The organism is Streptomyces rapamycinicus NRRL 5491 (genome assembly GCF_024298965.1).
Lineage (GTDB): Bacteria > Actinomycetota > Actinomycetes > Streptomycetales > Streptomycetaceae > Streptomyces > Streptomyces rapamycinicus.
In genome coordinates this window covers 9,655,147-9,679,163 of sequence record NZ_CP085193.1, presented here as the reverse complement: position 1 = coordinate 9,679,163, position 24,017 = coordinate 9,655,147, and the positions used below count along the sequence as shown (strand labels likewise).

The 24,017-nt window shown below is 67.9% G+C and carries 22 protein-coding genes and 1 pseudogene; 15 read left to right on the top strand and 8 right to left on the bottom strand.

Features of this window, described 5'->3' with window-relative positions; genetic code table 11:
* Positions 1-68: 68 nt before the first annotated feature.
* Both LIV37_RS40630 and LIV37_RS40625 read right to left on the bottom strand, forming a co-directional pair.
* On the bottom strand, positions 69-1,541 hold the full coding sequence (locus tag LIV37_RS40630) for an NAD(P)/FAD-dependent oxidoreductase (protein ID WP_121823920.1): 1,473 nt from the start codon (positions 1,539-1,541) through the stop codon (positions 69-71).
* A gap of 651 nt (positions 1,542-2,192) precedes the next feature.
* Positions 2,193-2,777: a TetR/AcrR family transcriptional regulator gene (locus LIV37_RS40625; RefSeq protein WP_020872868.1), complete on the bottom strand. Its 585-nt coding sequence runs from the start codon at positions 2,775-2,777 to the stop codon at positions 2,193-2,195.
* A gap of 138 nt (positions 2,778-2,915) precedes the next feature.
* On the opposite strand from LIV37_RS40625, the gene LIV37_RS40620 reads away from it, so the two are divergent.
* A complete protein-coding gene (locus tag LIV37_RS40620) occupies positions 2,916-3,653 on the top strand; it encodes an SDR family oxidoreductase (protein ID WP_020872867.1) in 738 nt (245 codons plus the stop codon).
* A 477-nt stretch (positions 3,654-4,130) separates the two neighbouring features.
* On the opposite strand, the pseudogene LIV37_RS52750 reads toward LIV37_RS40620, so the two are convergent.
* The 4 genes and pseudogenes from LIV37_RS52750 to LIV37_RS40600 form a co-directional block, all read right to left on the bottom strand.
* Positions 4,131-4,274: pseudogene (locus tag LIV37_RS52750) on the bottom strand (transposase family protein); the annotation flags it as partial.
* A 173-nt stretch (positions 4,275-4,447) separates the two neighbouring features.
* Positions 4,448-5,701 (bottom strand): MFS transporter, encoded by a 1,254-nt coding sequence (locus LIV37_RS40610; RefSeq protein ID WP_121823921.1) that lies wholly within the window; start codon positions 5,699-5,701, stop codon positions 4,448-4,450.
* Between the two features lie 72 nt (positions 5,702-5,773).
* Positions 5,774-6,571, bottom strand: coding sequence for an IclR family transcriptional regulator (locus LIV37_RS40605; RefSeq protein WP_020872864.1), 798 nt, complete (start codon positions 6,569-6,571; stop codon positions 5,774-5,776).
* A 38-nt stretch (positions 6,572-6,609) separates the two neighbouring features.
* Positions 6,610-7,242 carry a nuclear transport factor 2 family protein gene (locus LIV37_RS40600; protein WP_121824992.1) on the bottom strand — a complete coding sequence of 211 codons (633 nt, stop codon included), beginning with the start codon at positions 7,240-7,242 and terminating at the stop codon, positions 6,610-6,612.
* A 148-nt stretch (positions 7,243-7,390) separates the two neighbouring features.
* Here LIV37_RS40600 and LIV37_RS40595 point away from each other — a divergent pair, with 148 nt between their 5' ends.
* From LIV37_RS40595 to LIV37_RS40580, 4 genes are all read left to right on the top strand, one after another.
* Positions 7,391-8,326, top strand: a complete 936-nt coding sequence (locus LIV37_RS40595; protein ID WP_373920762.1) for a dioxygenase family protein — start codon at positions 7,391-7,393, stop codon at positions 8,324-8,326.
* Positions 8,323-9,435, top strand: coding sequence for a maleylacetate reductase (locus tag LIV37_RS40590; protein WP_158634848.1), 1,113 nt, complete (start codon positions 8,323-8,325; stop codon positions 9,433-9,435). The genes LIV37_RS40595 and LIV37_RS40590 overlap by 4 nt, the downstream gene beginning before the upstream one ends.
* A gap of 92 nt (positions 9,436-9,527) precedes the next feature.
* Positions 9,528-9,998, top strand: coding sequence for a DoxX family protein (locus LIV37_RS40585; RefSeq protein WP_020872860.1), 471 nt, complete (start codon positions 9,528-9,530; stop codon positions 9,996-9,998).
* A 484-nt stretch (positions 9,999-10,482) separates the two neighbouring features.
* Positions 10,483-10,752: a hypothetical protein gene (locus LIV37_RS40580; protein ID WP_020872859.1), complete on the top strand. Its 270-nt coding sequence runs from the start codon at positions 10,483-10,485 to the stop codon at positions 10,750-10,752.
* A 743-nt stretch (positions 10,753-11,495) separates the two neighbouring features.
* Here the strand turns inward: LIV37_RS40580 and LIV37_RS40575 are convergent.
* On the bottom strand, positions 11,496-12,812 hold the full coding sequence (locus tag LIV37_RS40575) for an amino acid permease (protein ID WP_020872858.1): 1,317 nt from the start codon (positions 12,810-12,812) through the stop codon (positions 11,496-11,498).
* A gap of 434 nt (positions 12,813-13,246) precedes the next feature.
* Between LIV37_RS40575 and LIV37_RS40570 the strand changes: the two genes are divergently transcribed.
* The gene (locus LIV37_RS40570) at positions 13,247-14,074 is read left to right on the top strand and encodes a GntR family transcriptional regulator (RefSeq protein ID WP_254807147.1); all 828 of its coding nucleotides are present in this window, start codon (positions 13,247-13,249) and stop codon (positions 14,072-14,074) included.
* A 13-nt stretch (positions 14,075-14,087) separates the two neighbouring features.
* A complete protein-coding gene (locus LIV37_RS40565; protein WP_020872856.1) occupies positions 14,088-14,897 on the top strand; it encodes an MFS transporter in 810 nt (269 codons plus the stop codon).
* 455 nt (positions 14,898-15,352) lie between these two features.
* Here LIV37_RS40565 and LIV37_RS40560 read toward each other — a convergent pair whose 3' ends face one another.
* Positions 15,353-16,702 carry an MFS transporter gene (locus LIV37_RS40560; protein WP_020872855.1) on the bottom strand — a complete coding sequence of 450 codons (1,350 nt, stop codon included), beginning with the start codon at positions 16,700-16,702 and terminating at the stop codon, positions 15,353-15,355.
* Between the two features lie 624 nt (positions 16,703-17,326).
* On the opposite strand from LIV37_RS40560, the gene LIV37_RS40555 reads away from it, so the two are divergent.
* The 8 genes from LIV37_RS40555 (at position 17,327) to LIV37_RS40520 (ending at position 23,900) form a co-directional block, all read left to right on the top strand.
* Positions 17,327-18,253 carry a glutamate cyclase domain-containing protein gene (locus LIV37_RS40555; RefSeq protein WP_020872854.1) on the top strand — a complete coding sequence of 309 codons (927 nt, stop codon included), beginning with the start codon at positions 17,327-17,329 and terminating at the stop codon, positions 18,251-18,253.
* Between the two features lie 64 nt (positions 18,254-18,317).
* On the top strand, positions 18,318-18,986 hold the full coding sequence (locus LIV37_RS40550) for an aspartate/glutamate racemase family protein (protein WP_121823924.1): 669 nt from the start codon (positions 18,318-18,320) through the stop codon (positions 18,984-18,986).
* Positions 18,987-19,042: 56 nt separating this feature from the next.
* The gene (otnK, locus tag LIV37_RS40545) at positions 19,043-20,311 is read left to right on the top strand and encodes a 3-oxo-tetronate kinase (RefSeq protein ID WP_020872852.1); all 1,269 of its coding nucleotides are present in this window, start codon (positions 19,043-19,045) and stop codon (positions 20,309-20,311) included.
* The gene (gene otnC / locus LIV37_RS40540; RefSeq protein WP_020872851.1) at positions 20,308-20,952 is read left to right on the top strand and encodes a 3-oxo-tetronate 4-phosphate decarboxylase; all 645 of its coding nucleotides are present in this window, start codon (positions 20,308-20,310) and stop codon (positions 20,950-20,952) included. The genes otnK and otnC overlap by 4 nt, the downstream gene beginning before the upstream one ends.
* A gap of 91 nt (positions 20,953-21,043) precedes the next feature.
* The gene (locus tag LIV37_RS40535) at positions 21,044-21,910 is read left to right on the top strand and encodes an alpha/beta fold hydrolase (protein ID WP_020872850.1); all 867 of its coding nucleotides are present in this window, start codon (positions 21,044-21,046) and stop codon (positions 21,908-21,910) included.
* A gap of 10 nt (positions 21,911-21,920) precedes the next feature.
* Positions 21,921-22,358, top strand: coding sequence for a RidA family protein (locus LIV37_RS40530; protein WP_121823925.1), 438 nt, complete (start codon positions 21,921-21,923; stop codon positions 22,356-22,358).
* Positions 22,355-23,167 (top strand): hydroxypyruvate isomerase family protein, encoded by an 813-nt coding sequence (locus LIV37_RS40525; RefSeq protein ID WP_243146065.1) that lies wholly within the window; start codon positions 22,355-22,357, stop codon positions 23,165-23,167. Before LIV37_RS40530 ends, LIV37_RS40525 begins: the two co-directional genes overlap by 4 nt.
* 7 nt (positions 23,168-23,174) lie before the next feature.
* Complete coding sequence (locus LIV37_RS40520; protein WP_020872847.1) at positions 23,175-23,900, top strand: molybdate ABC transporter substrate-binding protein; 726 nt, start codon at positions 23,175-23,177, stop codon at positions 23,898-23,900.
* The last annotated feature ends 117 nt before the right edge of the window (positions 23,901-24,017 follow it).

Sequence of the window (24,017 nt, the reverse complement as noted above, 5' to 3'; positions counted from 1 at the left end):
CACGTGCCGGGGTGCCCCCGGCACGTGGCCGTGTCGGCCGACCGGGGCTCAGCGCCCCGGCCGCCGGGTCAGTGCCACTCCCGGTACACGTTTCCGTAGTACCGGATGAGCTCCTCCTGGTCCTCCGGCTCGGAGAACATAATCGCCGTCATCAGGTCGGCGGGCGGGGTGTACGTGTCGCTCAGCCGGTCCGCGAGCTCGGCGAACGGGCCACGCAGGAACGTCTCCATCATGTGCGGCCACTCAAGTGGCAGCCGCCACGGGAATTCGTAGCCCGTCGCCATCGTGTGCCGGACCACGTCCTCCAGGACCTCCTCCCGGCTCCACGCGGAGATCAGATCCCGCTCGGGAGCGAACTCCGCGAGGTCCGGGAGCCCCAGCCCGCCGGCCATGAGCGACACGACGTGCCGGGCGATGAGCGGCGAGAGGTGCAGACCGTCGCGGTACGTCCCGGAGAGCATCCACAGGCCCTCCACCGAGGTGCCGCCGATGAGCGGGAAGCCGTCGATCGAGGCAGGCCGGCTGCCGACCTGGACCTTACGGACCTCCGAGCCGTTGAGGCTGCGGTGCAGCTGGTGGATGGCACAGTTGAAGAGGAAGACCACCTCCTCGATGCTGGCCCCGCCCCGGGGCTCCAGGCAGACCGCGTTGGTCGCGCCGATGTACACCGACCCACCCGACCGGGGCACCAGGTGCAGCCCGCAAGCGAACGCCCGGTTGGAGGTGCGCAGGACGGTGGGCGGCCCCGAGCCGTCCCAGGTGTCGATGAGCGCGGAGACCCCGACGCCGTCGTAAACCCGCGGAATCCGGTGCTCCAGGCCCGGGACAGTGGCGATCAGCCGCTGGCTTCGGGCACCCGCGGCCACCACCACCTGGCCCGCCGGCAGGAAGTCGCCCGCGTCGGTGACGACACCTTCGGTACGTCCGTCACGGGTCCTGATCTCCGTGGCGTCCGCGGCGATCATCACGCCACCGGCCTGCCGGAAGGAGCGCTCCAGCGCCCTCAGGAGCACGCCGGAGTCGACCGAACCCTCGCCCTCGATGTGCAGGGCCCGCAGCGGGCGGGAGTTGGGGTCCGGATCGATCCAGTCGACGGAGGAGACCTCGATCTCCTCGTGTGGCGCGTTCGCCTCCTTCAGTGCCGTCAGCACGGCGGCGAAGTTCGCGTCGTCCAGGGCGGTGTGCCCCACGGTGTTGAGCAGGACCACGGTGTCGTCCGAGGTGCGGATACGCTCCGATCCGTCGCCGTCGGCCTCAAGGCCGCCGATCCACTCCGGCCACAGCCGCTGCGCCTGGACGGCCAGCGCGTGCTTCTTCCTGCCGTGCTCCGAGGCCAGCAGATGGGCCGTCACCTCGCCGAAGGCACCGAGCATGGCACCGGCCGCGGGCGTTGCGCCGTACTGCCGAGCCGGCTTGCCGAGGACCGCCACCCGGACATCGGGATGGGCGCGGGCGTACTGCACGCCGACAGTCAACCCGAGAACGCCGTTTCCGACGACGATGACGTCCAACCTGCCTGCCGCGTCGACTGTTTCCGACATCTTCACCTTTCCCGTGGGACGAACCGTCACTGGGGCGGCGCCCCTTCGCACACCGTCCGCACGGGGAACACGACATGCGGTCTCGGACACGAGAGGAGGAGGCGGTGCGGTGGTGGCGCCGCGGACCAGCGAACCTCAGTGGGCCGAGCCCCGGCAAGGAAGTCCCCGGAATGGCGCGTTGACATTTCACGCGGCGGAAAGTGGGAGGAAAGGCGACGGGGGCAGGGAAGGCGAGCCGGCAGCGAGGAGCCCCCCGCGGAGTGCGCGGGGCCGTTCGAGCGCGCGGTGGGAGGGCCTCCGATCACGATGGCGTGCGGGACGGTGAGCGTAGGAGTCCCGCGAGCGGCGTCCCGCCCCGACCCGCTCGCTGACCCGCCCGGTTCGCCGTGAAGCCAGCGAGGAACAGCTCAGCGATATTTGCGGGAGCGTCTCGTCGGGCTGCTGGACCCAGGATCCGGATACGTCGACTGACACGCTCGATCACCGCCAACACATACAGTCGGGACCCGGACAAGGTGACCGTTTCCAGAAAATCGCAGGCCAGCAAGGCACCAGCTTGGGAGCGTAGGAAATCGGCCCACGTGCTGCAGGCCCGATCGGGTGCCGGGTCGATTCCGGCCTCTCTCGATCGCACCGGGACGGAGCTGCGCTTCATGCCGACCTTGATGGACGGGCCTTCAGGCCGTCAAGGGTGAGGTCGAGCAGGCGTTCTGCTCGCTGCCGTTGTTCAGGGCTCGCCGAAGTGAGGGCAATTCCTTCGAGGGCGGCGCCGATATCGGCGGGACTGATGTCGGTACGAATCGTCCCGGCGGCCGCGCAGGCGGTCATGAGGGCACTCAGGGCGGCTTGGATCATCTCCCGGCTGTGACCGTAGGGGTTGCTCCCCGTCGCTGCGATGGCGCGCAGGGCATCGATCATGCCGTACTTGGCGGTCACGTAGTCCAGGAAGAGGCGGGTCCAGGCACGCAGGGCTTCAAAGGGCGGCTTCGCTGCCAGCAGGGTGGGGGCCGCGTCGCACAGCTGGGCCACTTCATTGCGGTAGACGGCCTCGACCAGCGCTTCGCGAGTGGGGAAGTTGCGGTACAGCGTGGCACTGCCCACCCCTGCCTCTTTGGCGATGTGTTCCAAGTGGGCGTCGAGCCCCTCCGTTGCGAATAGGCGCACTGCCGCCGTGAGGATCTTCTCCCGGTTGCGCCGCGCGTCAGCTCGCAACGGCCGTTGCGCTCCCTCGGCCATAAGCGCTCGCCATCCCCTCTCAGGCTCTCCAGTTGCTAACCGGGGGCGTCCCCACTTAGGGTGTCATTAATCGGAGGCGCCCCCAATTCCACTGTAGGTCAAGGTATGACCTGCACACACCTCACTAAGGGACTGGTCATGTCAGGCATCAAGGGCAAGGTCATCGCACTTACAGGCGCCAGCAGCGGCATCGGAGAGGCGACAGCGACCTATCTCGCCCAGCAAGGGGCCCGCCTGGTGCTCGGAGCTCGGCGGAAGGACCGGCTGGACACGGTGGTGGAGCGGATCACGGCGCAGGGCGGCTCAGCCATCGGGATTGTCGTCGACGTGACACGCCGCGAAGACGTCAAGAGCCTGACCGATGCGGCAGTCGACCACTTCGGCCGACTCGATGTCCTGGTCTCCAACGCAGGAACCATGGCGGTCTCACCATTCGACGAGCTGCGCCAGGACGACTGGGACGCCATGGTCGCCACCCACATCACGGGCCTGTTGAACGGCATCGGGGCGGCACTGCCCATCTTCCGGCAGCAGCGCTCCGGACAGTTCGTCAATGTGGCCTCCACCGCGGCCTATGTCGTGAAGTCCCCCCAGGGCGTGTACGCAGCCACGAAGACGGCGGTGAAGGTCCTGACCGAAGGACTGCGCCTGGAGTCCGGTCCGGACCTGCGCGTCACCCTTGTCTCGCCAGGCATCACCGACACGGAGGGCGTGGGCAAGGGAGCAAGCCCCGAAGCAGCAGCGACGATGATGCAGCTGCGCGACGAGATCGCCATGCCGCCATCGGCCATCGCCTCCGCCATCGGTTACGCAATCGAGCAGCCCGATGGCATCGACGTCAGCGAGATCGTCGTCCGCCCCACGGTCCAAGCCTGACGATCAGCACGCAACGGTTACCGCCCCGGCCGGTCGGCAAACGATCGTTTGCCGACAGGTACGGCGCGCATAAAGGGAACCCGAACATTTTCAAGGCGCCCGGGTGGAGTGCATCCCATCAGACACCCTCATCAACATCGCCGACGATGCCTGCCCCGGCGGCTACGCCTGCCAGGTCATCGCCGACCACAAACACGCCCCTCCCCCGGCTGTTATCCCGGCGTGCGGGAAATTTGCATCGCCGCCGGGAAACCCCCGCCCCGGTCACCGTGCCGACCCTCACCACTGCATCCGGGCCCTGACCGGCCTGCTCCCGTCCCGCTGCCCCTGACAGGCCCGAAACCCCAAGGCGGCGCGGCTTGCCCGCAAACAGCCTCAGATCAGCACGGCGGGGTGGGCGCGGTGGAAGGCCACAGCCGGCCGGGCCCTGCGGCGGCCCACCGAAACCGTCGAGAACTGCCCTGTGTGCAAGCTGCGGGGATCGTCTTCGCGCGGAGCGCGCAGCAGGCCGGACGCGCGATCGGCGAGCAACTTGATGACGGCCGTCGCGCAGGCGTGGGCGGTGCCGACGGAGATACCGAAGCCGACCGCGATCTGCGCGAGGCTGTCGGGCCGGCGCAGGCCGTCCTCGGACACCTCCCTCAACAGCACGGAAGCTATCCGTTGCGGACGGCTACGTTGTCGCCTGATCAGTGGCCACATCAACAGCCGCCGCCCCCACCCGCTCACCGAGGTCTCCACCGCCGGCATCGATTGCGTTCCGGCTGGGGACTCGGTTGTAGCCCGGGGCCGGTTCAGTCGTGGACTGTCGGCTTGCGGTGGACCGAGATCGGCGAGAGGGCGAGCGCCGCTATGGCTGCGGCGCAGGCCAGGGCGTAGAAGCCCCAGGGGTAGGCGATGCCGGCGGTGACCAGCGTGCCGAGCAGGAAGGGGCCGAGGATGGCTCCGAGACGACCGATCCCGGCGGTGAGGCCCAGGGCCGTCGCCCGCAACTCCGGGGGGTGGAGCTGGGTTGTCCAGGCGTATACGAGGACCTGGGCGCTGAAGACGAAGATCCCGGTGACGAGCACGGCGCAGTAGACCAGGACTTGGCTCTGCAGCCGAATCGACAGTAGCGCGAGCAGCGCGGCCGCGGTGGCGAACCACGCGAGCGTCGTGGTCTTGTGCTGCCCAGTGTGGTCTGAGACCCGGCCGGCCACGATCAGGCCGATCACGGCCCCGATGTTGAGCACCAGCAGGAGGGCGGTGCCCGCTTGGATCGAGTAGCCCGCCTGACCCATGATCCGGGGCAGCCAGGTGTTCAGCCCGAACACCAGCAGCAGTCCCATGAACGACGCCGCCCACAGGGCGAGGCTGGTGACGAGGTTCGCGCCCCGGACAACGTCGGCTCGGTTCCGCCGTGCGGGCGCGGGCGAGGTCTCTCGCTGCCGGCTGGCCGCGAGGTAGGTCTCGGACTCCGGAAGTTTGGCCCACAGCAGCGGGAGCAGCGCGGTGCCCAGAAGGCCGCCGACCACAAACATCGACCGCCAGCCAAGCTCGGGCACGAGGACAAGTGCCAGCAGCGCGGTCAGGACGGCGCCGGCGTGATTGCCGGTCATGGCCATGGTGACCGCCGTCGCGTTCTTCCCCTCGCGGGCGTGTTCGGAGATGAACGCCAGCGAGGTCGGCAGACATGCACCCAGTCCGATGCCGACGACGAAACGCAGGATGATGAAGGCAGTCATCGTGGGGGCGAAGCCGCCGGCGAGAGTCGCGGCTGAGAAGAGTGCGATGCTGCCGAGCAGGGTGCGGCGCCTGCCCCAGCGGTCGGTCAGTGGGCCGGTTGCCACAGCCCCGAGACCGACGCCGACGAGACCCAGAGTCGAGGCCGTCGTCAGCCAGGCGTCGGTGAAGCCGAGGTCTCCCGTCTTGGACAGGGTGGGGATCACCGCGCCGAGTACCACGAGGTCGAACCCGTCGAGCGCGACCGCGATCCAGCAGAGCATGGCGGGCCACACGTCGGGCATTGAGCTGTTGGGAGGGGTATCGGTGGATGTGACTTTCAACATCGTCAGCCTCCTTCGCTGGGCTGACGTGACGGTCGCAGCGGACCCGTCTGCACGACCAGCGTCGGCGTCCGCTCAGTGGGATGTACGCCCGTGACGGTGCTGGTCCGGCAAAGCCGCTGGCGAGGCAAGTAGCCGGCTCACGGAGAGCGCCGCCATGCGGACCGCGCTCGAGACCCGTTCCAGATTGGCCGACGAACGGGCCACGATCCCCAGCGCGCCCTTCAGCTCGCCCTGAGCGTCGAAGAGCGGTGCGGCGACTGAGCATGCTCCGAGGGTCAGCTCTTCGATGGCCCAACCCAGTGATGTCTGGCGCACCTGCGCGATGTTGGCGGTCAGCCGACCGGGCTCGACGAGCGTATACGCCGTGTGCCGCTCCAGCCCGGCGTCGAGCACCTGGCTCAGCAGGCTGGGGTCGGAGAAGGCCAGGATGACCTTGCCGACGCCGGTGCAGTGCAACGACAGCGGGCCGCCCGGGGTCGTGACGTTCCTGACCGACCCGGGTCCCGACACCTTCTCGACGACCCGGGCGACGAGACCGTCCGGGACGGCCAACTGCACGTTCTCCCGGGTCGCCTCGTAGAGATCGGCCATGAAAGGTGCCGCGACCCGCCGCAGCCCCTGGTGGCGGGGCGAGCTGCTGGCCAGGCTCCACAGCCGCAGGCCGACGGCGTAGCGTCCGTCGCCGGTGTGCTCAAGGACTCCGAGCTCGACGAGTTCAATCGCGATGCGGTGGCAGGTCGAGCGCGGCAGACCGCTCAGATCGACGAGGTCAGTCAGACGCAGCGACGGCTTGGCCAATGTGAATGCGTCGAGCAGGGTGAACGTCCGGTCCAGAGTGCTGCGTCCGCTGTCACGACTGTTGCCCGCCATGAGCCAATCTTTTCAGGAAGAGCGGGCCGTCGGCGCCGTCAGATGGGCAGAGGCTCGAAGGTCAGGGCCGCGCCCTCCAGCCAGAGATCCCCGCGCGCGTACAGCCGCTCTACCGGCTCTCCGGTCAGGCCGGGCAGGTCGGCGACGACGCGGTAACCCGCCTCGGCCTGGATGTAGGCGAGGTGACGGTACCCCTCGGGCCAGGCGAGCAGGCGCTCCCGGTCCAAGGCGGGGCGCTCGGCCGGATTGACGGGATCGAGCCGGTCCCGTTCGTAGATGGGCTGGCGGTGGCACAGCCGCCAGCCCTCACGACCGCGCAGGAGGAAATCGTAGAAACGGCCGTGACAGGTGACATCGACCTCGACCCCGGTCACCCTCGCACGCTGCAGGATCGTCATCTTCGTCTGCGCGATCGCGCGCTCCCCCGCGAGGTCCACGGAACACCCGTGGAGCTGATGCCAGATGCGGACCCCCTTCTCCCACCCGCGGCGGCTCGCCTCAATGAAATCGTGCGCCGAGCCCTGGAACCAGGTCGCGCTCATCGTGCCGTCGTCCGACCAGAGCGTCGCGAACCGGCACCAGTCGCCCGCGTCGCGCCAGACCACCCAGTCGTTGATGAGCGCGCGGATGCTGCGCTCGTCGGCTTCCCTCTGTTCGTTGTGCTGCTGCACCAAGACCACCTCTCTATGAGATCGATGACCATCGCACCGCCCGGGCCCGCTTCCAGGCCACTGATGGATCCCGCTGAGCGGACGCCAACGCTGGTGGGCTGATCACTTGGGCCGGAGCGTGGACGCTGACGATCGAAAGGAGAGCCACGTGAACCCAACGACGGTCGCGGCTTCGCCAGCAATGGATAACCTCGAACGGCAGGTTCGGGCCAGCTTCAACCGGTCCGGCAACGACCGGCTCCGCATGCTGCTGCAGTCGTTCACGGCGCACCTGCACGCCTTCCTGCGGGAGAACGACGTCACGATCGAGGAGTGGTACGCCGGGGTGGACTTCCTGACCCGCACCGGCTGGACTTGCTCGGAGACCCGACAGGAATTCGTGCTCCTCTCCGACGTCCTCGGCGCGAGCATGCTGGTCGAGGTCCTTGCAGAGGCGCGCGGCGAGAGGGGAGGAGCCACCGAGCGCACCGTGCTGGGACCGTTCCACATGACCACCTCACCCGAGCGCGAACTGGGCTCGTCAATCGCGGGCGCGGGCGGCGAGCGTCTCCTGGTCTATGGCCGCGTGAGCGACACAACCGGCGCGGCCGTCCCCTCGGCCACCATCGATGTATGGCAGGCCGACGGCGAGGGCTACTACGACGTGCAGCTCCCGGATGTGGTCCCGCCGGGCAGTGGCCGCGGGCTGTTCACGACGAACAGCGCCGGCTGGTTCTACTTCGAGACCGTCGTGCCGGCGCCGTACCCGATCCCCAGCGATGGGCCCGTCGGCGAGCTGCTGGCCGCTGCCTCGCGGCCGGTGTACAGGCCGGCCCACATCCACTTTCAGGTCTCGGCCGCAGGCTGTCGGGAGGTGACCACGCACATCTTCCTGGCGGACTCCCCGCACCTCGACTCGGACGCGGTCTTCGCTGTGCGTCCGAGCCTTATCCGGCAACGGCAGACCCTCGACGGTGACCACGGCGACCTCGCCGGCCTCGTGGTCGATCCCGGTGGCCCGCCCGTGCCGTCGATCGCCGAGGTGCTGCGGGTGGACCTGGTCCTCGCCCCGGACGCTGATGCCACGTCGTGGAGGTCCACGTGAGCACAGCGACACGCTTCATCCACCAGTCCCATGCGTCACGGATCGTCTTCGGCCGCGGACGCCGCCACGAGGCCGCGCAGGAGCTGCGGACCCTCGGCGTACGTGCTCCGCTGTGCGTGTCCTCGCCGGGATCCGCGGCAGCAGCAGCGGGTGTCGCAGCGAGCCTCGCGGACGAGGCCCTCGCCCCCGCTGCGACCTCGGACCGGGCGCGCATGCACGTGCCCGAGCACCTGGTCGACGAGCACGTGCGCACAGCCGAGGAGTCGGGTGCCGACTCGCTGGTCGCCGTCGGAGGAGGCTCAGCCATCGGTCTTGCCAAGGCGGTCGCCCTGCGCACCGGGTTGCCTATCGTGTGTCTGCCGACGACCTACTCGGGCTCGGAGATGACCGACGTCTGGGGTATCACGAAGGGAGGCGAGAAGCGCACCGGCCGGGACGCCCGGGTTCTGGCGCGCGTGGTCGTCTACGACTCCGAGCTCACCGACAGCCTTCCCCGGTCGGTGAGTGGCCTCAGCGGCCTGAACGCGGTCGCACACGCCGTCGAGGCCGTCTACGCCCCTGACACCTCGCCGTTGGTGGCCGTCACCGCCGGTGAGGCGATCGCGGTGATGACCCGTGCCCTGCGCGGCCTGGACGGCGGTTGGAATGACCGTGACCGGGATGAGGCACTGTACGCTGCCTGGCTCTGCGGCATCTGCCTGGACTCGACCACCATCGGCCTGCACCACCGGCTGTGCCACCTGCTTGGCGGCAGGTTCGACGCCCCGCACGCCGCCACCCACGCCTTGGTTCTGCCGTTCGTCCTGCGCCACCAGGAGCCCTGGCTGCCGGCCGCGCATCGCGAGCTGATGGCCCGGTCAGCCGACGGCGGGGACCTGTGTACGGAACTCCTACGCCTGGCCCGCGCCTTCGGCGCGCCATCCGGCCTGCGACAGCTTGGAGTCGGACTTGACGACCTCGCACCGATCGCGCGGCGACTGGCCCAGGGATCGCCCCCCGGCATCAGCCCGAACGACGAGGAGAGCCTGCTGGCCCTGCTGCGCGCGCTCCACGAGGGCAGTCTCGCGCCGCCGATCGATTCCGTGGGGGACGGGCGAGTGCCGCGCTGAGCGGAACCGATGCGTTGGGGCACGCCGGTCCCCAACCGTTCACCGGCGACATGTCACCGGATCGCCAAAAACCCTCGGTCCCAGGAGGAGCCATGCCGAATCCACTGCTGATGCTGGACCCCAGGAAGCCCCCTCTGACACCACGGAACACACTCGACGACACGGCTCTGCTCATCCTGCGTCTGGCCGTAGGCGGACTGCTTGTCATCCATGGATTCCAAGGGCTCGGCGACCCGGCGCATCGCATAGCGCTCTCCCGCGGCTTCGGGGTCCCGTTCCCGGAGGTGGCGAGTTGGCTCAGCATCCTGGGCGAGATCGGCACCAGCCTGGCTGTCGTGGCCGGTCTGCTCACACGGCTCTCGGCAGTGCTCATGACCGCCCTGATGACGACGACGTGGCTGACCTCCAGCCTGGGCAAGCCCCTCATCGGGGGCGCTGAGCCGGGGCTGGCGCACGAAAACTCCCTCTTCTTCGCCACGGGGGCGCTCGTGCTCTTCATCACCGGCGCCGGCCGGCTGAGTCTCGACGCCCGGTTCGAGGCATGGGCCCGGTCTCAGACATGAGCCACGCCGGCAGCGGACACTCCGGCCCCGGCGACGGCTGCGACGTACGCCACTGCGGGCCGCGTCGACGAGGTCGCCGTCCTGTCCCGGCCGCCATTCGACGCCGCAGTACGCCAGGCCTTCAAGGACTGGCACCGGCCCGCCGCGCTGAAGGCCAACCCCCTCGCACGCAGTCGACTCGTCGCCGAATCCCCCGGTAACAACCCGGCCTCCCGACTGCGCGGCGTGTTGAAGCGTCATCTGGCCTCTCAGATGCCCCAGGGGCCCCGTTCGCGCCGGTTCCGAAAGGGCCGGGCTGTCCGAAAGAGGGCTCATCGGGTTGCGCTCGTGCTCACCCCTCCGGAACCTTCAACTCCTGAAGGCTTCGCGGCATGTTGAGGACGAAGTCTTCAATCACATGTATACATCCGGCCAGTGCGGCGAGGAGTAAATAGTGCATAGTTGGATTAAATGGAGCGCAGTGTTTGCAGGAGTCGTCACAGCATTGATTCTCCCGTTCGGCCTGTCCTCGTCGGCCGCCGCCGGGGACCGGACATCCGGGCCGGCCCCGGCCTGCGTGGCGATGTACGAGAGCTGGCGATACACCGATGCCGCCAACAACTGCGCGGACACCGTGGGTGTGATGGTCGTCTACCAGGACGGCGCGACCGGCCCGTGCTCCACGCTGCCGCCGGGCGCGTCCAGCACGGTCGGGGAGGGATACCTCGGCCGGCACGGTCACCCCGACCACCTGGCGGCCTGCGAGCCGTCCTGAGCCCGCTGCGCCGGATCACGGAGGCTGTTCGTCCCACCGCCGGTCGGTGCGCGGCACTATCTCCAGGTCGCCGAGCGGCGACCACGACCGAGGGTCCGCGGTCCCCGTGGGCTGTCGAGCCGGACTTCGGCAAGCCAGACCTCGAGGGCGAGGTGTTCGTTGCGGCGGTGGCGCAGGAGCGCGGCCAGGCGGCGGGCACATGTCGAGCCGAGAGCGGGCCGGCGTTCGCACAGGCGGGTCAGGAGCTTGTGTTCGGCGTCCGTGAGGTACTCGGGGCGACACCTGGTCGACACGGACAAATGGCTGCCTGGCGGACTCTGGCGTGGGGCGATGCCCGTGGCGCCATGGCGGCCGCGAAACCTCGGCCCACTCGACGTCGCTCAGGAAACGGTCCCTAAAGGCAATGCCGTGCAAGACGGGCCTTAGTGGCCACGCCGGCCACGGCGACCGCGACGCCGGACACTGGGAAGCGGCCTAACTGGCCGATGCCTCTCGCCCCGTGGCGGTGTGTACCGGCGATGCCTGCCTGGAGATGACCTTGGGTGAGGTCGGCAGGCCCTGGCACCGGCGCCATGGGCACGCGCGGCGATCCCTCGTCCGGCGGCCGTCCGGGATGCACCGGGCGAACAGGTCGACCAGCGGATGGAGGACGCCCTTCCCGCCCTGGTGATCGCCCTGCTGGCGGTCCCCGTCACCGTGCCGGTGTCGCCGGCCGGACCGCGCCCCGGCCGGCGACACCGCCCTCACCGCACCCGCGCGACCCGCTGGCGGACGACGTAGACGATGGTGAGGAGGGCGAACCAGACCGCACCGGTGTACAGACCCGCTCGTGTGTCACCCTCGAATGCCAGGCTCACCAGGACGATGACCACCATCGCGACCACGAAGACGTTCGTCCAGGGAGCGCCGGGCAGCCTGAACGCCGGCAAGGGTGCGCCCTCCAGCGCCAGCCGACGGCGGAACCGCATATGGGAAATGGCGATCATGCTCCACGTCCACAGCCCGGAGGCGCTGACGACACTGGTCAGCGTGATGAAGGCATGAGCGGGCGCCAGATAGTTGAAGAGCACCCCGACGCCGACGGCGAGCGAGGTGACCGTCAGTGCCCGCCCCGGCACCCGGCGCCGTGTCGTGTGGTGGAGCGCTCGCGGCGCCGAACCCGCGGATGCCAGGCCGTAGAGCAGCCGACTGGCCGAGAACATATTCGCGTTACATGAGGAAAGAGCCGAGGTCAGGACGACGAAGTTCATGATCCCCGCAGCGCCGGCCAGCCCCGCTTTCGAGAACACCGAGACGAACGGGCTCACGTCAGCGGTGTACCGCGTCCACGGCTGGACGACCATGAGGACGAACAGCGCCCCGATGTAGAAGACGATGATGCGCCAGATGACGTTGCCCACCGCCTTGGGGATCGTCCGCTCCGGGTGTGCCGCCTCCCCCGCTGTGATGCCGAGCATCTCCACCCCGATGAACGCGAAGACGGCGATCTGCAGGGTGAGGAAGAAGCCGTGCCCACCGCTCGGGAAGAAGCCGCCGAATCTCCAGAGGTTGCTCAGGCTCGCGCCATGGCCGAGCGCGGTCACACCGGTGACGATGATGACGGCCCCGAAAAGGATCAGTCCCACGATGGCGATGATCTTGATCAGGGCGAACCAGAACTCGGACTCCCCGAACATCCGGACCGAGACCCAATGCACACCGAACAGCAGGACCAGGCCGATGAGCGCGGGCACCCACTGCGGAAGGTCCGGATACCAGTAGTGCATGTAGACACCGCTCGCCGTGAGCTCTGCCATCGGGCCCACGATGCACTGCAGCCAGTACGTCCAGCCGGTGACGAACCCGGCGAAAGGGCTCACATGGACACGGGCGTACTCGCTGAACGATCCGGCGTGCGGCGAATGGACGGCCATCTCCCCCAGGCCGCGCATGAGGCAGTACACGACCACCCCCGCGAGGGCGTAGGCGACGAGCAGTGCCGGACCCGCGATGTGGATGCCCCGTCCGGAGCCGAGGAACAGCCCCACACCGATGGCCATGCCGATGGACATCATCTGCATGTGCCGCGGACTGAGTCCTCGCGCCAGCCCGGAATCGTCCTCCGGCCCCGTCGACGTATGGCGGGTGGCCGGTGCGGCCGCCGCCCCGGCCGCGGTCACGGCCGGTCGCGATCGTGACAGATCATTGTCGGGTGTACTCGGCATGAATGATTCCGCCTTCCGAATGGATACTTAACGTATACTTGGCGTATCGGTGGCGCGTCCAGGGTTCTCACACGGGTCTGAGCATGTGAAACGGGGGCGTTACCGAGGTAGCGGACCCATGGGATGCCGCCCCCACCCCCGCGCCCGGAGGCGGACGCCGGTTACCATCGGTGGCGTCTGGGCGGCCAAGGGGTACGTAACGGCCTTCCCTTCCGGGCCGGCGCCGTGGACCACAGCGGAACGTCCGGATGATGCTTCACCCGTCGTTCCCGTTCGCAGGAGAGTGATGAATGCCGGAAAGCCGGAAAGCGGCGGCTGCCATGTCGAAGACCGGACCAACTGAGCCCAGTGCCCCGGCGGTGGAGACGAACGCCGGAATGGGCCGGACCCCGGCCTCCCCGAAAAAGGTCTCCCAGACCGGGGCCGCCGTGGAGAAGATTCGCTCCCGCATCATCGACCTGACGATCCCGCCGGGCAGCCGGATCGACGAGCCGCTGCTGCTCAAGGAGTTCCAGTTGGGCCGGACCCCGGCGCGAGAGGCCATCAACCAGCTGGCCGCGGAGGGCTTTGTGAACATCGTGCCCAACCGGGGTGGCACGTTCGTCCGCAAGCTCGACCTGGCGGAGATCGGTGAGATCGTGGTGGCTCACCAACTGGTGGAGAACAACCTCGCCCAGTTGTGCAGGCTCGACGACGAGACGCTGGCCGACGACCTGGAACGCATTCAGACGCGGTATCGCGTGGAGGTCGACAACCGCAGGTATCTCAACATCACGGCGCTGAACGAGCAGTTCCATATGCGCATGAACCAGTCGATCGGCAACAGCTTCTTCCACGGCTTCGCCCAGTCGACCCACCGCCATGTGCGTCGGCTGCTCGTCTACCTCTACACACTCGAGTCGGCGCTGCCCGAGCAGCAGGACGAGCAGTTCGAGCTCAATCTCCGGCAGCATGACCGCATCATCGAAGCGGTGCGCGACAAGGACCGCGAGACGCTCACCGAGGTGCTGCCGGAGCACGCAGGCGCCACACAGGACCGGCTGGTACGGCTACTGCAGAGCAACACGGTCGCCCCATTCCCCGTCAAGCTGCGCCCTCTCGCTCTCCCGGGGGACTGAGCACACCCGGCTCATGGCCCAGCTCGCTCGGGTCCCGTCGTCGGCACCGGCCGGGAACACCCTGCCAAGCCACTCCGGAACAGCCTCCCTGTCCTGGATCGTCAACGCCTATACCGTCGCCTTCGGCGGCCTGATGCTGTTGGGCGGCCGGCCCGGAGACACCTATGTCCGACGTGCCTTCCTCCTCGGCCTGGCCGTCTTCACCGCGTCCTCACTGCTCGGCGGCTTCGCCCAAACCCCGCACTGCTCATCGCGGCCCGCGCGGCCCAGGGCATCGGCGCGGCACTCGCCGCGCCCGGCGTGCTCGCCCTGCTCGGCATCGCGGTGCTCCCCCTCGCGCCGCGGTTCGTCACCGAAACCCCGCGCAACCCGGCCGCTTCGACACGTCCAGGGGGCGCTGCACTTCGGCCCCCTCGCAGCCGTGGCCGCGTTCCTGCCGATGACCCTCGGCATCTTCGCCATGGCACGCGTCGCCCCGAAGCTGGTGGCCCGCTTGGGACAAGCACCGCTGTTCATCACCGGCACCCTCGGCCTGACCACCAGCTACGTCTGGGTCAGCGATGTCGACACGACCAGCAGTTACGTCACCGCGGACCTCGGCCCACCGCCGATCAACGGCGTCTCGGCCGGACTGACCTTCATGCCGGCCGCCTCCCTGGTGATGGGCGGGGTCGTGCCGGAGCATGCTGGATCGGCCTCCGGCCTGCTCCAGGCAGTCCACAGCAGTTGGGCGGCGCCATCGGACTCGCCGTCATCGTCTCGGCCTACGCCGCCGGGTCCATACCCGGCCAGTTCGTCCCCGGCGCCCGCGCCGCGTTCCTGACCACCGGAGCATTCACGCTGCTGGCTTCCACCCTGGCCGCGCTCATACCGCGGCCCCGCCGACCGGCCCATGTCAAGACCATCTGGGGCGCCATGGGGCGAGTTGATTCCCCACCGTCCCGGGAAGCCGGCTCGCCCGCTGTTCACGTGTCCGCGGACGGGCGGCCAGACCAGTCTCTGTTCCCATGTCGACACCTGCGACGGCAAATGGGCGACATCTGATGCCCCATCATTCTTGCCGACCGGCTCACTACCCGGTCCATATCACCGGCAGGGGCTGACTGCCATGGCCTCCGAGCAGTAGGTGCTGCCGATGCGGGGCCTCCTGGTGCCGCTCTGATGGGATCCTCATCCCGAGCCACCAGGAAGCCCTGCCGTTATGTCCCGACTACGCATCACCCGTACGGGAATCGTGCTCGACCGACCAAGCCTCTCGACCGGCAAGCGGAATGCTTCTCAGAGCAGACTCTCGGCGAACTGGCGCTCCTCCTCCGCGTCGTAGTCGCGACCTGGCCAGAGAGTCCCGGCGATCGTGACTGCGCAGGCGAGAGCGCTGTATACGGCGAGGAGTGGCCACGTTCCCTGCCAGCTCAACAGGGCCGTGAACACCAGCGGGGCCATGGCGCCGCCGAACGTACTGCCGATCGCGAAGGCCAGCGAACTGCCGCTCGCGCGAAGGCGGGGTGAGAACTGCTCGGTGATGAAGGCGCCCTGCGGTCCGTACATGAATGAATGCAGTCCCAACCCGACCACGATCCCGCCGACGAGGACTACGAATGAACCGTTCAGAACGGCCGGCAGAAACACAAACGGCCAGATGGCCGCAATTGCCGCGGCCACCGCGTACATCCGGCGGCGGTTGACGCGGTCGGACAGTGCCGCAGCGAGCGGGATGAGCACGAGTTGCGTGGCTGAGCCGATCAGTACCGCAATCAGCACTTGCTGTGACGTAAAACCGGCTTCCTTCGTGCCGTAGACGAGGCTGAATACAACGAACAGGGCGTAAGTGACGTCCGGTCCCACCCGGGCACACGACGCGGCGATGAGGCCACGCCGCTCGGTGGAGAAGACCTCACGGACGGGAGCGGTCGGGCTCTCCCCCTTGTCGCGGATGGCGCGGAACACCGGCGTCTCCTCGAGCCGGAGCCTGATCAGCAGCCCGACCCCGACCAAGACCGCAGACGTCAGGAACCCGACTCGCCAGCCCCACGAGAGGAAGGCGTCGTGTGACATCGACACCGTGAGAAGGGCCAGCATCCCGTTCGCCAGCAGATTCCCGGCCGGCGGACCGATTTGCGGCGCACAACACCAGAGCCCCCTCCGTTCCGGGGCGCCGAACTCGCTGGACAACAGCGGAGCCACGCCCAGCTCTCCGCCGACCCCCACTCCCTGCGCGAATCGCAGCGACACCAGCAGGATCGGCGCGGCGATGCCGATCGTGCCGTACGTGGGCAGCAAGCCGATGACGAACGTGGCCGCGCCGATCAACAGCAGTGTCAGGACGATGACCTGTTTGCGTCCGATGACATCACCGAGCCGCCCGAGTGCGAACGCTCCCAACGGGCGCGAGATGTAGCCGACGGCATAGGTGGAGAACGCGAACAGCTCTGCGGCTGCGGAACTGGAGTCGGGGAAGAACAGAACAGGGAAGACAAGCGCGGCCGACGCGGAGTAAATCCCGAAATCATACCATTCCAGCGCAGTGCCCGACAGGCTGGCCGCGAAGGCGTTGGCGATCTGTCGACGTTGCGGGGGTGGCGGATTCACGCCCACATCCGAGGGGCGGGGGAGCAGTTCTTCAGGCATGTCGCCTCCAGGAGAACGAGGTATACGGAACGTATATATGCCTTGCGTGTCAGGTCAAGGGCCCACTTGCATCCAGCCAACCCGGCGCTGACGCCGCCACTCTCAGTAATATACGTCGCGTATATTTACATCGTCTGGGCGAAAATCAGCCAGGCACTTGAGGACCCGCCGCACGCCGGAGACTCTGCCCAACAGAACTCTGTGCCTGGTTCAAGTTGCGTGACCCGGGAGCGCGGCGCCTACGATTCCGACGCTTCTTCCATGTGCCCGGTGCTCCAGGTATCGGCGGTCGGTCCGGGCGGGACACGGATACCGGGTGGGGCGGGCGGGGCCGACGCGGCCCATGCCCGGGGGGCGTGCCGTGAAGTGTCCGGCGGAGAAGGTCGCATCGAGAGTCACGTCGCGCAGGCCGCCCTGGAGCAGATAGACCTCTTCGGCCCACTGGTGGCGGATCGCCCGGAGGGCGAGGCATCAGGGCCGGGCTCCCAGCGCACCCCTTCCGTGAACAGTTGGGGAGCGGTCTATCGCCGGGTTCAACCGCGCGCCGACCGGTCCGGGAGTGTGGTTGACACGCCCAGGCGTCATATATACGTTAAGTATACGCCACCGCCTTGGAGGGTATAAATGCCAACGCCTATCACCGAGATCGAAGGCATCGTCGGACGTAAGGTGCGCCGCGACATCAGTCGGCTGGTCGCGTTCGCGCAGGGGAATCTGGAGCGCGCCGCCCAGTCGATAGCGGACCACCCCTCGCCGCACATCGGCATCGTGTGCGGGTTCTTCGTCCGGCACGCGGAACCGCCGTCACCTGAGACGGACGGCCTGAATGGCATGGGTCAGCTCGCCGCGGGGTTCATCGAGGCCGGTATCCCCGTCACGGTGATCACCGACGCGCCATGCGCCAAGGCGGTATGGGCGGTCACCGGTGTTCTGCCGGGAAGGGTCGCACTGGAGGTTGTACCGGTGGACTCCGACGCCGTGCGGAGCCTGCGCGGACGTCTGGAGTCGGCGGAGCAGCCGCTCACCCACCTCATCGCGATCGAGCGCTGCTCGCTGGGCGCCGATGGGAGGGCGCACCGCGAGCACGGGTGGGACATCTCGGATGACACCGCGCCGCTGGATTATCTGTTCGAGGATGACGGCTGGAGTTCGCCTTGGACCACCATCGGTATCGGTGACGGCGGCAACGAGCTCGGTATGGGTGTGCTGCCCCGGGAGATCGTCGAGGAGGACATTCCGAACGGTGCCCTGGTCGCCGCACGGACCGGCGCCGACCACTTGATCGTCTCCGGTGTCGCCAATTGGGGGGCCTACGGTTTGCTCGGGGCGGTCGCGAGCCTGCGGCCCGATCTTGCCCCGTACCTGCTCAAGCACTTCCACGCACGGTCCGAGCACGACATCCTCACCGCGGCGGTCACCATCGGCCAGGCAATCGACGACAGCCGTGTCGATCGGCTCGGCCAGTTGCAGATGACGATCGACAGGCTTCCACTCGACGACCACATCGAGATCATCGAGTCCATCACGGCCGTTCTGTCACAGAGTTCCTGACCGGCCGATTCAGCCGCCCGCCAGCGGGCGGGCAACCGGTGTGACATACAGAGCAGAGAAAGCGATGACAGGCACAGCACGCATTGTCCTCATCCACGCGACGCCCGTCGCCATGGCGCCCGTCCATGACGCGTTCGCAAGAGAATGGCCCGAGGCCGAGCTGACGAATCTGCTCGATGACGGGCTCACCACCGAGCGGGCACGCCAGACAGAGCTGGCTGAGGAGTTGACCGAACGTTTTGTGGATCTGGTGCGCTATGCCTGCCGCACCGGCGCCGACGGCATCCTGGCGACCTGTTCGGCGTTCGGCCCGGCGATAGACCGCGCGGCGGCTCTGCTGCCCGTGCCGGTGGTCAAACCAAACGAGGCGATGTTCCGGGCGGCGCTCGCGCGCGGCACCGATGTCGGGATGCTCGCCACATTCGCACCCTCGGTCCCGACCATGGAGGACGAATTCGCCGCCGAGGCGGAACGTCTGGGATCACCTGCGAAGCTCAGATCGATCGTCGTCGACTCCGCGATCGAGCTGCTGCGTGCGGGGGACGCAGGCTCACACAACCGGCTGGTCGCGGAGCAGGCATCAAGGCTCTCCGGCTGCGACGCCATCGTCCTGGCCCATTTCTCCACCTCGCAGGCGGTGGAGCGGGTCCGCGCACGGGTGGACGTGCCCGTCTACACCGCCCCACAGACAGCCGTCCTCGCCCTGAAGGAGGCTGTCCATGGCGCCGTGTGACCGCCGCTGTCCCCCTGCGGGCCCGTCGGCCGACGTGATCGGAAAGGGGCGCGGACATGTTGCTCGGATGCATCGCCGATGACTTCACAGGCGGTACCGATCTCGCCTCCGCGCTGGTGGCGCAGGGGATTCGAACGGTGCAGGTCATCGGCGTCCCCGATACCGGGGAGGAGGTTGTGCGGTCGGGCGCGGAGGCGGTCGTCATCGCGTTGAAGACCCGCACGGCGCCGGTCGCCGACGCGGTGGAGCAGTCCCTCACCGCACTGCGGTGGCTGCGGGAGATCGGCTGCGAACGCTACTACTTCAAGTACTGCTCGACTTTCGACTCCACCCCGGCGGGCAACATCGGCCCGGTCGCGGACGCCTTGATGGACGCCCTCGGCATGGATTTCACCGTCATATGTCCAGCGCTGCCGGCCAACGGCCGAACCGTCCGCGACGGCCGGCTCTTCGTGGGCGATGCGCCGTTGGACGAGACTTCCATGCGTCAGCACCCCCTGACGCCGATGGATGACGCGAACGTGGTGCGGTTGATGCGGCGGCAGACTGGCTCGCGAGTCGGTCTGGTCGGCCACGGAACCGTGGCTCAGGGGCCGGAGCGGATCCGCGCAGAGTTCGGCGCGTTGCGCTCGGCGGGAATCCGATACGCGGTCGTTGATGCGACCGACGATCACGACCTCCTCGCCATCGGCCGCGCGTGCGCCGATCTGCGGCTGGTCACGGCGAGTTCTGGGCTCGCGATCGGGCTCGCGGAGACTCCCCGTACCCGGCCGCACGGTCTCACCTACGGTGATCCCCACGCCCCGGTGCCATTCGGTGGGGCACGGGCCGTCATCGCGGGCAGTTGCTCAGCGGCGACGAACGCCCAAGTCGAGGCGGCGCGCGCGGTGTACCCGACCTTCCCCGTCGACCCCTGCGCGGTTGTCCGAGGCGAGGACGTCGTCACAGCGGCACTGCGCTGGGCCCGCCCACTCCTGGCGGATGGTCCGGTCCTGCTGCACGCGACGCAACCGGCGCGGAATGTCACTGCGGCGAAGTCACGGCTTCCGGACGACACCGCCTCACGGATCGAGGACACCCTCGCTTCGATCGCTCGGGGCCTCGTCGACATGGGGGTCGGCCGGTTGATCGTCGCCGGCGGGGAGACCTCGGGTGCGGTCGTAGGGGCACTTGGCGCTACCGGGCTGGTCATCGGGCCGGAGATCAGTCCAGGAGTGCCGTGGACGTGGACGCTTGGCACCCCTCGGCCACTCGCGCTCGCGCTGAAGTCGGGGAATTTCGGCTCGCGCGACTTCTTCCTCGACGCCTGGGAGCGGCTGCCATGAACCTGATCACGAAAGGGCACGAACCTCAGCTACGGGAACGGCTCACCACGCTGGGCGCATCCTTGTTCGCCCGCGGACTGACCACCGGGACCAGCGGCAACCTCAGTGTGCGGGTGTGTGACGGATGGCTGATGACGCCCACCAACGCGAGTCTGGGCACTCTTGATCCGGATCGGCTGTCAAAGCTGGACGAGAACGGGCGCCACGTCGGCGGGGACCGCCCGACCAAGGAGAGCCTCCTGCACTTGGCGCTGTACAGACAGCGACGGGACGCCGGTGGCATCGTTCACCTGCACTCGACCTACGCGGCGGCGGTGTCCTGCATGGACGGGCTCGATCCGGTCGAGTGTGTTCCGCCGCTCACCGCCTATTTCGCCATGAGGATCGGCCGACTGCCCCTCGTCCCCTACTACCGGCCCGGTGACCCGGCGCTGGCCACCGCGATCTACGACCTCGCCGCCCGTTACCACGCGATCCTGCTTGCCAACCACGGGCCGATCGTCAGCGGCACGACTCTTGAGTCCGCGGCGGCGGCGATCGAAGAGCTGGAGGAGACGGCGAAGCTCTTCCTGCTCCTGCGCGGAATACCGACTCGCGCTCTCAGCGACCAAGAGGTCTCACAACTCGACCGTGGTCGCTGACCTCCACCTCCTCGTGGGCGGCTTCCTGGGCGCGCCTACCGCACCGCATGGCCGACTGCCATACCCGACAACAGTTCCTGAGAGGACAGCGATGAGTGATATCGAGCTCCAGCACCGTATGGTGTGGGCGGACGACCTCCGGTTCCACATCGTGGAGGCCGGTGAAGGACCCACGATCGTGCTGGTCGCCGGTTTCCCGCAAAGCTCCTACGCGTGGCGGCGCCTGATGCCGCTGCTCGCGGACCGTTTCCATGTGATCGCCGTCGACCTCCCTGGACAGGGGGACTCCGACAAGCCGGTGGACGGCTACGACACCCTGACGACCGGCAAGCGGCTGCGCTCGCTGCTGAAGGTCCTCGGTGAGGACCGGTACGTGCTGGTCGGGCACGACATCGGCGCCTGGGTGGGATACGCCTACGCGCATCAGTTCGCCGCCGACCTGCGAGGAGTGGTGCTCCTCGACGGCAACATCCCGGGTGTCACGCTACGGCCGACGATCACGCTCGGCCCGGACAACTGGCGGAACTGGCACTTCCTGTTCAACCCGATCCCCGACCTGCCCGAGGCACTGCTCCAGGGACGCGAGCGCATCCTCATCGAATGGTTCTTCAGCAGGAAGACCGCCAACTGGCGAACCACTTTCAGCAACGCCGACATCGACGAGTACGAGCGCGTGTACCAGACCCCGGGCGGACTACGGGGCATGCTCGGCTACTACCGCGCGGTCCTGGAGGACATCGAGCAGAACACCCCCCTGATGCAGAAGAAGATCGACGTCCCGGTACTCGCCCTCGGCGGTGAGGTCGGTTCCGCGCCGGATCTCCACGAGAGCATGCAGCCGCTGGGCCACAACGTGCACGGTGGCGTCATCGCAGGCAGCGGTCACTACATCCCGGAGGAAGAACCCGAAGCGCTCGCACGGGAAATCTCCGACTTTGTCAACGATCTCAAGGCATAGGGAGTAGACGATGACAACAGCGAACAAGACAGCATCCGCCCCCAGCGGCTATGTGACCCCGCTTGTGGTACATGAAGGCTTCGCGTACGTCAGTGGCCAGCTCCCCCGGAAGGACGGTCAGATCGCCTATCACGGAAAAGTGGGGGCGGATGTCGACCTGGACTCCGCGCGCGAGGCGGCACGGCTCTGCGCACAGGCGTGCCTCAATGTCCTGAACCGGGAACTCACCGAAGGACGCCGACTCCAGCGCATCCTCAAGATAACGGGATTCGTCGCCTCGGGACCGGACTTCACGGCGCACGGAAGGGTCATCGACGCGGCGTCGGAAGTCTTCATCGAAAACCTCGGCCAGGCCGGACAGCACGCCCGCAGCGCCATCGGGGTAGCTCAACTCCCGCACGGTGCCTGCGTCGAGATCGAAGTCGTCGCCGCAGTCACTGGTCCGTGACCCCAGTGGACAAGAGATTGCGCTTCTGCGCGAACCTGGGCTGGCTCTTCGGTGAAGTGCCCTTTGAGGAACGCTTCACCGCCGCAGCCGAGGCCGGATTCAGTGCCGTCGAGTATGCGTCGCCGTACGACCATTCACCGCTCACGCTGCGACGCCGTTTGCAGGAGGCGGGACTGTGCCAAGCGCTGATCAACAGCCCGGTGGGGCCTCCGGGAACTTCCACATTCGCGGGAACGGCGTGTCTGCCCGACCGGGTGCGGGAGTTCCGCGACGGCATAACCAAAGCGCTCGACTACGCGGTCGAGCTGGAGTGCCCGCTGGTCCACTTGCGCGCCGGAGTAAGGCCACCCGAGGTCCAGCGGGACACGGCCTTCTCGCAATACGTCACAAACGTCGCATGGGCCGCGCAGCTCGCCTCCACGGCCGGTGTCCGGCTGGTCCTGGAGGCTGTCAACTCCCGCGACATTCCTGGATATCTCGTGAATACCCAGGAGCAGGCCGCGGGTGTGGTAGATGCCATCGGCAACGACCGGGTCGGCATCCTCTTCGACGTCTACCACTGTCAGGTTCAGCAAGGCGACATCACCACCCGGCTGGAGACGTTCCTGCCGTCGATCGCGCACCTCCAAGTCGCGGACGTGCCCGGGCGGGCAGAGCCCGGCAGCGGGGAGATCGCCTGGGACTTCGTCTTCGACCGGTTGCGGTCGCTTGGTTACGCGGGCTGGATCGGCTGTGAGTACCGTCCCGCGAACGGTACCGCCGAGGGGCTCGGGTGGCTGACGCGGTTCATCCATACAGAGGAAGGGTGAAGGAGCCATGCGCGAACAGAACTCCGCTGGTAGGCAGGTATCCCTCTTCAGCACCCTGGCGGTGCAAGCCGCCCTGGAACAGCGATTGCTCAGAGAGTTCACCGAGGAGACGGGCATCGGCGTCCAGCCGGACTTCGATCCGACATCGGTGCTGTTGGAGCGTATCCACTCCGGAGAGGTCCCCGATGTCCTGATCGCCGTTACCGATGACATCCGGCAATTGTCGGCTCAGGGAACCGTCGACGGTCGGGCGCGCCTGCCGGTTGCCAGAACGGGCATCGGACTCGCCGTCCGGGCGCGGACGCCGCGACCGTTGATCGCGACCGTCGACGACCTGGTGCGGACATTGCTCGACGCCCGTTCGGTCGCCTACTCCAGAACGGGGGCCAGCGGCATTTACTTCGCTCAGTTGCTGGGCCGACTCGGCATCGCGGAGGCGGTGAACGCACGGGCCACGATTGTGCAGAAGGGCTTCGCCGCCGCCACCTTGCTGGATGGCAGGGCAGACCTGGCGGTGCAGCAGGTGAGTGAGTTGATGACCGTCCCCGGCGTCGATGTGGTCGGCCCCTTCCCCGCCGACGCCGCGCACGACACCGAGTTCAGCATCGCGCCGTCCACGACTGCGGCGGAGTGGTCCCCCGCGTCGGAGTTGGTGTGTTTTCTCGGATCCGAGCGGGCACGTACGGCTTACGGGGCATTCGGCCTCAAGGCCCCGCACTCGACAGAGAGCTGAGCGCCGACCACGGGAACAAGGACAGTCGCCTCTGCCCGTGTGCACCCCAGTGCGTCACGAGCCCGGACGTAAAGGTGAAAGGCGCCGACTATCCGACCCCAGGCATCCAGGAGTATC

Bases quoted from the DNA above. Each gene is read 5' to 3' on its own strand.
- LIV37_RS40630 (WP_121823920.1), bottom strand. From the start codon at position 1,541: ATGTCGGAAACAGTCGACGCGGCAGGCAGGTTGGACGTCATCGTCGTC.
- LIV37_RS40625 (WP_020872868.1), bottom strand. From the start codon at position 2,777: ATGGCCGAGGGAGCGCAACGGCCGTTGCGAGCTGACGCGCGGCGCAAC.
- LIV37_RS40620 (WP_020872867.1), top strand. From the start codon at position 2,916: ATGTCAGGCATCAAGGGCAAGGTCATCGCACTTACAGGCGCCAGCAGC.
- LIV37_RS40610 (WP_121823921.1), bottom strand. From the start codon at position 5,701: ATGTTGAAAGTCACATCCACCGATACCCCTCCCAACAGCTCAATGCCC.
- LIV37_RS40605 (WP_020872864.1), bottom strand. From the start codon at position 6,571: ATGGCGGGCAACAGTCGTGACAGCGGACGCAGCACTCTGGACCGGACG.
- LIV37_RS40585 (WP_020872860.1), top strand. From the start codon at position 9,528: ATGCCGAATCCACTGCTGATGCTGGACCCCAGGAAGCCCCCTCTGACA.
- LIV37_RS40575 (WP_020872858.1), bottom strand. From the start codon at position 12,812: ATGCAGATGATGTCCATCGGCATGGCCATCGGTGTGGGGCTGTTCCTC.
- LIV37_RS40570 (WP_254807147.1), top strand. From the start codon at position 13,247: ATGCCGGAAAGCCGGAAAGCGGCGGCTGCCATGTCGAAGACCGGACCA.
- LIV37_RS40565 (WP_020872856.1), top strand. From the start codon at position 14,088: ATGGCCCAGCTCGCTCGGGTCCCGTCGTCGGCACCGGCCGGGAACACC.
- LIV37_RS40560 (WP_020872855.1), bottom strand. From the start codon at position 16,702: ATGCCTGAAGAACTGCTCCCCCGCCCCTCGGATGTGGGCGTGAATCCG.
- LIV37_RS40555 (WP_020872854.1), top strand. From the start codon at position 17,327: ATGCCAACGCCTATCACCGAGATCGAAGGCATCGTCGGACGTAAGGTG.
- LIV37_RS40550 (WP_121823924.1), top strand. From the start codon at position 18,318: ATGACAGGCACAGCACGCATTGTCCTCATCCACGCGACGCCCGTCGCC.
- otnK (WP_020872852.1), top strand. From the start codon at position 19,043: ATGTTGCTCGGATGCATCGCCGATGACTTCACAGGCGGTACCGATCTC.
- otnC (WP_020872851.1), top strand. From the start codon at position 20,308: ATGAACCTGATCACGAAAGGGCACGAACCTCAGCTACGGGAACGGCTC.
- LIV37_RS40535 (WP_020872850.1), top strand. From the start codon at position 21,044: ATGAGTGATATCGAGCTCCAGCACCGTATGGTGTGGGCGGACGACCTC.
- LIV37_RS40530 (WP_121823925.1), top strand. From the start codon at position 21,921: ATGACAACAGCGAACAAGACAGCATCCGCCCCCAGCGGCTATGTGACC.
- LIV37_RS40520 (WP_020872847.1), top strand. From the start codon at position 23,175: ATGCGCGAACAGAACTCCGCTGGTAGGCAGGTATCCCTCTTCAGCACC.